Below are 9,563 nucleotides of genomic sequence, written 5' to 3'. Positions count from 1 at the left end.
TATTTCTTATCATAAAGATTTACTTTCCATAGACACAAGAATTTTTACACCCTCTTTTTGTTGATTTCTTTTACTGTTCCAAACTCACATCTTCCGGCATCACATCTTCCGGCAACTCCGTAAGTCTCCTCGCTTCTTTCTCATCAAAACCTTCCCGGCACAAATTCCTGTATACCAGTATTTTGCCTTCTATCTTGCCTTCTATCTTGCCTTCTATTTTGCCTTCGATTTTGCCTTCAATTTTTCCCTCTGTTCTTCCTTCACTCCTGCCAATCTCGATTCCCTTGGCAATGCCCATTTGTTCTAACCTTTCTGCCACATCACACATACTGTGCACTCCTTCCTTCTTTTTCCTGAAAATTTCCTCATAACGTCTATCTCCTGTCATGACCTGCAAAAGTTTCAGCACTTCATCCACATGCCTGATTTCTGTTGGATCATCCGGTATATAATCTTTGTTTTTTCTTTTCTGTACAAAAAAATTTGCCACCACTTTGAAGTCACTGTGGAAGTGACTGATCTGCTCTTCCGTCAGCCATGCAACCTCAAAGACATGCATCTGGTAATCATTCACATAGGTATCAAGACATCTTGGGATTTCCATCAGTTCTTTGATCTTTTTCCTGCTGTTCCAATGTCTGTCCGTCCCAAAATATAACACGATCGTCACTACCGGCAGCATCTTTTTTCTTTCCTGCTGCAACTGACTTCGGTATGCCGCCCCATCGTATCCAACGATGCGAAATGGCATGTTCTTCTCCACCTTGCTCTGGTTCTCAATCCCACAGATTGCAAGTTCTACCTTTTCCTCTTTCCAGTATTTTGCAATATCACGCTCCAGTTCATGAACCTTGCCATCTTCAGCCTTGTACTGTGCATGAACGGTTGTATTTTCCAAAGCTTCTGGTTTGATTTCTTGAACTCCATCAAATAATAATCCATTTATGATATCTGCAAAAACATCATTATAATCTTCCAATATCTTTTCTGTAATATCTTTTTGCCCCATAAGCCTCGCTCCTTTTCTTCTGTTTTTGGCACGAAGCTGCCAGGACTGGATCACTGCTGTTTATTGCCGCTTCGTGCAGGTCTTTAATGTTTGGATTTTCCTGCCGAATGGCATAGAATATCGAATAAGATTTGATGTGTTGATTTTGTTTGTGCTTATTATACTTGTGTATGTGATACGTGTCAACCTTTTTGTTTCTTTTCTTAAAAAGATCCAAATTAAAAGTTACCTCTTTTCCACAGCAAAAGACACGAAAAAGCATTTGTTCTTCTTCGTGTCTTTTTGCTTTACATATATTTCTTTTTTTCTCTTCCTGATGCCTTGCTTTCACAAAGCTGCTTCTTGCAGTTTGGGGATGCAAGAAGCCAAATTAGTATGAATGAATTGCTTGTTATTTAGCTTTTTTATTATAACAAAGTTTCTCTGCGTTTTCAATAGTTTTCCGGCAATATTTTCCTTTCTTTTTCGTGTTTTTTTCTACACGATGCTCTCCTGCTATGATTTTTGTGCTATACCGTATTTCAGATGTACAGAGTGTGAACTACCCATTGTCTAAAGCCAATGGGCTTCCTGCTTCGCAGACCTCGTAACCTACTATCTCCACAGGCGTTAATTCGGGCAGTCCCTGCCCTATATTGTTATTTTTATGCTATTTGTCTTAATCCTTCTTCCAGTATATTTTTTGCTGCGTTGATATCCCTGTCATGATTTGTTCCACAGACAGGACATGTCCATTCCCTTACTGATAGATTTTTTGTCTCTGTATTTTGGTATCCACAGACTGAACACAGCTGACTACTGGCATAGAATCTATCTATTTTGACATATTTCCTGCCATTCCACTTTGCCTTATATTCTAACTGTCTTGTCAGCTCATACCATGATACATCACTTATAGGCTTTGCCAAACGGTGATTTTTTACCATGTTTTTTATCTGCAAATGTTTTCGTAAATATTGGGGATATCTTTTCCATATATGATATGTTGTATAGCTCTTCATCATGTTTACAATCTTACTGATAGACATTGTTGGTTCTGTCTCTATCATATAGTGAATGTGGCCTTTATCTGTTTCCATATATCTTATTATCACACTGTGTCTCTGACATATCTCATACGAAAACTGTTTTATATCATCTGATATCTGCCTCGAAACCAGTAATTTCTTCCTATATTTACAGACAAAAATAATGTGATATTGTAATAGCTATTTGTGTCCGTTTTTAGATTTCCAGGTTCCCATGCCATGGGTATACTATAATTTCTGATTTTTTCATTATTGTATTTTCCTCACCAGCATAATAAAAAGTCCTCTACCATCTGGTAAAGGACTCAACTTTCAACCCGACCATTTATATACCACATATCGGTCAGTGGTAAACTTTCAACCTGACCATTTATATACCGCATATCAGTCAGCAGTAAACTTTCTTTACGCATTCATTGTTTCTGGAATTTCTGTTATTTCCTTTGCTTCTTTTTCCGAAAATCCTCTTTCAAGCAAATTTTTATACACCTGCATTTTTCCTTCTATAATTCCTTCACTTTTTCCAATTTCAATTCCTTTTGCAATTCCCATTTTTTCCAGTCTTTCTGCTACATCACACATACTCCGAACTCCTTTCTTTTTTCTAATAACTTCTTTATAATGTTCATCTCCTGTCATTACCTGTAATAATTTCAGTACTTCATCTATATGTTTAATCTCTGTTGGATCATCTGGAATATAATCTTTGTTCTTTCTCTTCTGAACGAAGAAGTTTGCCACGATTTTGAAATCACTGCGGAAACGACTGATCTGCTCTTCTGTCAACCAGGCAACTTCAAACACCTGCATTTTGTAGTCATTGATATAATCATCTAATCCTTCCGGGATTTTCATCAGACCTTTTATATTTCTTTTTCCATACCAGCGATGTTCTGTTCCAAAGTATAAAACAATGGTCATGACCGGCAGGATTTCTTTTCGTTTGTCCTGTAGCTGGCTGCGATAAGCTGTTCCATCATATCCTATAATGCGAAACGGCATGTATTTTTCTACGCTGCTCTGGTTTTCAATTCCACAGATTGCCAGCTGTACATCTTGATCTTTCCAGTACTTTACCACATCTCTTTCCAGCTCATGCACCTTTTCATCGTCTGCCTTGTACTGTGAATGTACTGCGGTATTTTCCAGTGATTCCGGTAAGATTCTCTGTTCTCCTGCAAAAATCAATCCATTGATGATATCTGCAAATACATCATTGTGATCTTCTAATATTTTTTCTGTTATATCCTTTTCTCCCATAGGCTTCTCCTTATCCTGCAATTTTGCACATTTTTCTTTGCCTGGATACGAAGCCGACTGGTCTGCATCTGTTTTTCATAACATATGCAAAAAATTTGTTTTTAAGCCGCTTCGTGCAGGTCTTTTTGATGTTTGGATTTTCCTGCCGAACGGCATAGAATTTTAATTAAGATTTGTGTTTGAATTTGTTTGTGTTTATTATAATCGTTTGTGTGATGTTTGTCAATCTTTTTGTTTCTATTTGTTCAAAATATCTTTTTGTTTCTATTTGTTCAAAATAAAATGCCGGATACTCAGAAACTTTTGTATCCGGCATTTTGTAATGCTCAAGAGAATTTTCAGATATTCTTCACGGTTGCGATATCGATCAGGGTCAGTTTCTTGATATCGGTGTTCTCCAGGCTGGTCACGAGTGCCCTGGCGGTGTCCATGGCGGTCAGGACGTTAACGCCTGTCTCGATGGCTGTCCTGCGGATGAGGAATCCGTCTCTGGAGTGCTCTACGCCCTGGGACGGGGTATCGATGACAAGGTCGATCTTGTGGCCGAGGATCAGGTCGAGGAGGTTTGGTGACTCCTGCTCGATCTTGTTGGTGCGGATCGCATTTACGCCTGCTTCCTGCAGGACTTTTGCGGTGCCGCGTGTTGCGTAGATGCGGTATCCGATCTTCTCGAATCTTCTGGCGATCTCGATTCCTTCTTCTTTGTCGGCATCTTTCAGTGTCATGATCATATTTTTATGCTTCGGCAGTTTGATGCCGGCACCGATAAATGCTTTGTAGAGTGCTTCGTTGAAGGTCTTTGCGATACCGAGGCATTCTCCGGTGGACTTCATTTCCGGGCCGAGGCTGATGTCAGCACCGCGGATCTTCTCGAAGGAGAATACCGGCATTTTGATCGCAATATAGTCTGCTTCCGGTGCAAGTCCGGTCGGATAGCCGAGTTCTTTTAACTTTTTGCCGAGGATCACTCTGGTTGCCAGCGGTACGATCGGGATTCCGGTCACTTTGCTGATGTATGGTACGGTACGGCTGGAACGTGGGTTTACTTCGATGACATATACGTCTTCGCCGCAAACGATGAACTGGATGTTGATCAGTCCGATGACATGCAGGGACTGTGCCAGTTTTCTGGTGTAGTCTACGATGGTTGCTTTTACGTGGTCATCAAGGCTCTGTGCCGGGTACACAGAAATACTGTCTCCGGAATGGATTCCGGCACGTTCGATATGCTCCATGATACCAGGGATCAGGATGTCTTCGCCGTCGCATACGGCATCGACTTCGATCTCTTTTCCGACCAGATATTTATCTACCAGGATCGGGTGTTCCTGTGCGATCCGGTTGATGATGCCGATGAATTCATCTACATCTTCGTCGTTGATCGCGATCTGCATACCCTGTCCGCCAAGTACATAGGACGGGCGGACGAGTACCGGGTAGCCGAGTTCGTTGGCTGCTTTTTTGGCTTCTTCTGCGGTAAATACGGTGTGGCCTGACGGTCTTGGGATGCCGCATTTCTCCAGAATCTCATCGAACAGTTCACGGTCTTCGGCTGCATCGACGTTCTCTGCGGATGTTCCGAGGATCGGCACGCCCATCTTCATCAGGGCTTCTGTCAGTTTGATCGCGGTCTGTCCGCCGAACTGCACTACGGCTCCGTCCGGTTTTTCGAGGTTTACGATGCTCTCTACGTCTTCCGGTGTCAGTGGCTCGAAATACAGTTTGTCTGCGATGTCGAAGTCGGTACTTACGGTTTCCGGGTTGTTGTTGATGATGATGGTCTCGTATCCTTCTTTTGCAAATGCCCAGGTACAGTGTACGGAGCAGAAGTCAAACTCGATACCCTGGCCGATACGGATCGGACCGGAACCAAGGACGAGGACTTTTTTGCGGTCGTTTGTCTCGATGGCTTCGTTTTCGCTGCCGAATACAGAATAGTAGTACGGTGTCTCTGCGGCAAATTCTGCGGCACAGGTATCTACCATTTTGTAGGCTGCTGTGATGCCGTTTGCATAACGCATGTCTTTGATCTCTTCTTCGGTCTTTCCGGTCAGGCGTGCGATCACGTTGTCCGGGAATTCGATGCGTTTTGCTTCTTTTAATAATTCTGCCGTCAGTGGCTGTGTCTTCAGGGCTGTTTCCATCTCTGTTAAGATGCACAGTTTGTCGATGAACCATTTGTCGATCTTGGTGATCTCATGAATCTTATCATAGGAAAAGCCTCTTCTGAGTGCTTCTGCGATCACCCAGATACGGCGGTCATCGACTACAGCAAGCTGTCTGGTCAGTTCCTCATCATCCAGGTGTGTGAAATCGTAAGACATCAGACAGTCTACGTGCTGCTCCAGGGAGCGGATGGCTTTCATCAGGGCTCCTTCGAAGTTGTCGCAGATGCTCATGACTTCGCCGGTTGCTTTCATCTGCGTGGTCAGTGTTCTCTTGGCACTGATAAATTTATCGAACGGCAGACGCGGGATCTTGACAACACAGTAGTCCAGCATTGGCTCAAAACTTGCATACGTTTTGCCTGTGATGGCATTTTTGATCTCATCCAGTGTGTAGCCCAGTGCGATCTTTGCGGCAACTTTTGCGATCGGGTAGCCGGTTGCTTTGGATGCCAGTGCGGAGGAACGGGATACACGAGGGTTTACTTCGATCACGCAGTATTCGAAGCTTTCCGGGTTCAGGGCGTACTGTACGTTGCATCCGCCGGTGATGTTCAGCTCGCTGATGATGTTCAGGGCGGAGGTACGCAGCATCTGATATTCTTTATCGCCAAGGGTCTGGGAAGGTGCTACGACGATACTGTCTCCGGTGTGCACGCCGACCGGGTCGATGTTTTCCATGTTGCAGACGGTGATGCAGTTGCCGGCACTATCCCGCATGACTTCGTACTCGATCTCTTTCCATCCGGCGATGCAGCGTTCTACCAGAACCTGTCCTACTCGTGACAGACGCAGACCGTTTTCGAGGATTTCTACGAGTTCTTCGTAGTTATGGGCGATTCCGCCGCCGCTTCCGCCGAGGGTGTATGCCGGACGCAGTACTACCGGGTATCCGATGATCTTGGTAAATTCTATACCGTCTTCTACGTTTTCTACGACACGGGATGCTGCGATCGGCTCACCGATCTTTTCCATGGTCTGTTTGAATTCCAGGCGGTCTTCTGCTTTTTTGATGGTCTGGGAAGTGGTTCCGATCAGACGTACGTTATTCTCACGTAAGAATCCGGCTTCTTCGAGTTCCATGGCAAGGTTCAGTCCTGCCTGTCCGCCAAGGGTCGGCAGTACGCTGTCCGGTTTTTCTTTCAGGATCAGCTGCTCTACGACTTCTACGGTCAGAGGCTCGATGTATACACGGTCTGCGATATCTTTGTCGGTCATGATCGTTGCCGGGTTTGAGTTCAGAAGTACGACTTCGATGCCTTCTTCTTTCAGGGAACGGCACGCCTGTGTTCCTGCATAGTCAAATTCTGCTGCCTGTCCGATGACAATAGGACCGGAGCCGATCACAAGTACTTTTTTAATATCTGGATTCTTTGGCATTATTCTGACACCTCCATCATTTTCATAAAGCGGTCAAACAGGTAACCGGAATCTAATGGTCCCGGGCATGCTTCCGGGTGGAACTGTACGGTAAAGATATTCTTTCCGGTGTAGGACAGTCCTTCGTTTGTACCGTCGTTTACATTGACAAATGCCGGTACTGCTACGGACGGATCCAGTTTATCGGTATCTACCACATAGCCATGGTTCTGAGAAGAAATGTATACACGGCCGGTCTGCAGATCTTTGACCGGGTGGTTGCCGCCGCGGTGTCCGTATTTCATTTTGTGCGTATCCGCACCGGTTGCCAGTGCCATCAGCTGATGTCCGAGGCAGATTGCAAAGATCGGGATATCGGTATTGTACAGTTTGCGGATCTCTTCAATAATGGAAGTACATTCTTTCGGATCTCCAGGTCCGTTGGAAAGCATGATGCCGTCCGGATTGGATGCTATGATCTCTTCTGCTGTGGTCAGTGCCGGATATACGGTCACTTTGCAGCCGCGTCTGTTCAGATTGCGGGCGATGTTTCTCTTTGCACCGAGGTCAAGAAGTGCTACTTTCGGTCCGTTTCCTTCCAGGACGTATTTCTCTGTGCAGGTCACTTTTTCTACCACTTTGCCTGTATTATATGCTGCGATCTTCGGAAGAACCTCACTTAAATCTTCATATTCGCAGGTGGTGATCATGCCATTCATGGTTCCCTTTTCTCTCAGGATCTTGGTCAGTGCTCTTGTATCGATCCCGGCAATACCAGGAATGTCGTGTTTTTCCAGAAATTCCTGAATCGTTCCTTCACAGCGGAAATTGCTCGGCATTCTGGAAAGTTCACGAACAATATATCCGTCCGGCCATGGTTTTGCGGATTCCATATCTTCGTAGCAGATGCCATAGTTTCCAATCAGCGGATAGGTCATCACAACGGCCTGTCCTGCATAAGATGGATCAGTCAGCACCTCCAGATATCCGGTCATGGATGTGTTAAATACGATCTCGCTGATGATTTCTTTTGTCGATCCGATACTTTTTCCAGTGAAAACAGTACCGTCCTCCAGAATCAAATATGCTTTCATTCGTCTTCCCCTTTCGCGTTTAATCCAATGGTTATTGTATCTTTGTCTGTACCCCAGACTCTAAAAAAGGGTACGTAATAGTAAGTCCCTACTACGCCCCCCTCAGCCCTGGATACATAAATGCTCAAATTGTTAAGATTCTACCACAAGATAATCAAGATTGCAAGTACTTGTTTGCGAATTTTTATGCATTTTTATGATTAGATATACGAATAATGTCAGGTTCAAAAGCCTGAAAGCACGATGTGTCGGCACAGAAGTTGTTTTCTGGCATCTTTTCCGTTCTTCTACATATACTTTTTCAAGGGAATTTTTGAGGTGTTCTATGGCTACCGGAAAATTACAGATACAGGTTACTTCCCAGCTGCGTGCTGCTCCCGTGGAGGATGCCGTGATCGATATTTCAAGCACCGGAGAACCGGATCAGATCCTGGAAGAAGTCAGAACGGACAGTGTCGGACAGACGGATACGTTGGAGCTGGAGGCTCCGCCGGAGGAATACAGTTTAAGTCCCGGCGAAATGCAGCCTTACTCGGAGTACAATTTCCGCATTACGGCTCCGGGCTATGAGCCGCTTACGATCTCCGGTGCGGAAATCCTCGCAAATCAGCTGGCTTTGCAGGATATCCGGCTGAAACCGCTCGCCGGCCCGGAAGCATATGACAATGTCGTGATCCCGGCTCACACGCTCTATGGCGATTATCCGCCAAAAATCGCAGAGGCGGAGATCAAACCTCTCTCGCAGAGCGGCGAGATCGTCCTAAGCCGCGTGGTGATCCCAGAATTTATCGTGGTGCATGACGGTGCCCCGACGGACAGCACTGCGGGCGATTATTATGTGCGTTACCGCGATTATATCAAAAATGTGGCTTCCAGCGAAATCTATGCCACCTGGCCGAAGGCCGCCATCCGTGCTAATGTGCTGGCGATCATGTCGTTTACCTTAAACCGTGTATACACGGAATGGTACCGCAATAAAGGATTTGATTTTACGATCACGTCCTCGACAGCATTTGACCACAAATGGATCTACAGTCGAAATATTTTTGAGAGTATCTCGGAGGTTGTGGATGAGCTTTTTGCCGATTATTTATCCCGCCCGAACGTCAAACAGCCGATCCTGACGCAGTACTGCGACGGCAAACGGGTCAGCTGTCCGAACTGGATGTCACAGTGGGGTTCAAAGTCTCTGGCAGATCAGGGATACACAGCCACAGAAATCCTCCGCTACTACTATGGTGACAACATCTACATCAATTCAGCGGAGGAGATTTCCGGGATTCCTTCTTCCTGGCCTGGATACGATCTCGACATCGGGGCAACCGGACCGAAAGTGGAGCAGATGCAGGAACAGTTAAATGCGATTTCAAATAATTATCCTCTGATCCCGCGGATCGCCGTAGATGGTATTTACGGAGAAGATACACAGAAGGCGGTGGAAGTTTTTCAGGATATTTTCAATCTTCCGGTGACCGGTATCGTGGACTATCGCACCTGGTATAAAATCCAGGAGATCTATGTCGGCGTGACCCGCATCGCAGAGCTTCGTTAAATATCTTTTTCTGTCTTTACTATATCCGAAATGAACGCAGAACATTCAAGTCGAACGCACGTGAGACTTGGTGCGTGATTCTGGTCAGCGAAAGCT

7 protein-coding genes are annotated in these 9,563 nt (G+C 45.1%); 1 reads left to right on the top strand and 6 read right to left on the bottom strand.

The annotated features are described in order from the left end of the window. Positions 1-70: 70 nt before the first annotated feature. The 6 genes from ACLTL4_RS10250 to ACLTL4_RS10225 form a co-directional block, all read right to left on the bottom strand. Positions 71-1,009: an Rpn family recombination-promoting nuclease/putative transposase gene (locus ACLTL4_RS10250; RefSeq protein WP_412320497.1), complete on the bottom strand. Its 939-nt coding sequence runs from the start codon at positions 1,007-1,009 to the stop codon at positions 71-73. Then, positions 966-1,340, bottom strand: coding sequence for a hypothetical protein (locus ACLTL4_RS10245; protein ID WP_412320496.1), 375 nt, complete (start codon positions 1,338-1,340; stop codon positions 966-968). Before ACLTL4_RS10245 ends, ACLTL4_RS10250 begins: the two co-directional genes overlap by 44 nt. A 313-nt stretch (positions 1,341-1,653) precedes the next feature. Next, a complete protein-coding gene (gene tnpA / locus ACLTL4_RS10240) occupies positions 1,654-2,202 on the bottom strand; it encodes an IS200/IS605 family transposase (RefSeq protein WP_412320498.1) in 549 nt (182 codons plus the stop codon). A 240-nt stretch (positions 2,203-2,442) separates the two neighbouring features. Beyond that, positions 2,443-3,297 carry an Rpn family recombination-promoting nuclease/putative transposase gene (locus ACLTL4_RS10235; RefSeq protein WP_412290283.1) on the bottom strand — a complete coding sequence of 285 codons (855 nt, stop codon included), beginning with the start codon at positions 3,295-3,297 and terminating at the stop codon, positions 2,443-2,445. A gap of 338 nt (positions 3,298-3,635) precedes the next feature. Beyond that, positions 3,636-6,842 (bottom strand): carbamoyl phosphate synthase large subunit, encoded by a 3,207-nt coding sequence (gene carB, locus ACLTL4_RS10230; RefSeq protein WP_412320495.1) that lies wholly within the window; start codon positions 6,840-6,842, stop codon positions 3,636-3,638. Further along, positions 6,842-7,915, bottom strand: coding sequence for a carbamoyl phosphate synthase small subunit (locus ACLTL4_RS10225; RefSeq protein WP_412320494.1), 1,074 nt, complete (start codon positions 7,913-7,915; stop codon positions 6,842-6,844). The genes carB and ACLTL4_RS10225 overlap by 1 nt, the downstream gene beginning before the upstream one ends. Positions 7,916-8,240: 325 nt before the next feature. On the opposite strand from ACLTL4_RS10225, the gene ACLTL4_RS10220 reads away from it, so the two are divergent. Then, positions 8,241-9,467: a peptidoglycan-binding protein gene (locus ACLTL4_RS10220; RefSeq protein WP_173866384.1), complete on the top strand. Its 1,227-nt coding sequence runs from the start codon at positions 8,241-8,243 to the stop codon at positions 9,465-9,467. The last annotated feature ends 96 nt before the right edge of the window (positions 9,468-9,563 follow it).

The organism is Hominisplanchenecus sp., assembly GCF_046967715.1.
GTDB lineage: Bacteria > Bacillota > Clostridia > Lachnospirales > Lachnospiraceae > Hominisplanchenecus > Hominisplanchenecus faecis.
The sequence above is the reverse complement of the archived record's forward strand: the minus strand, read 5'-3'. Positions and strand labels throughout refer to the sequence as shown.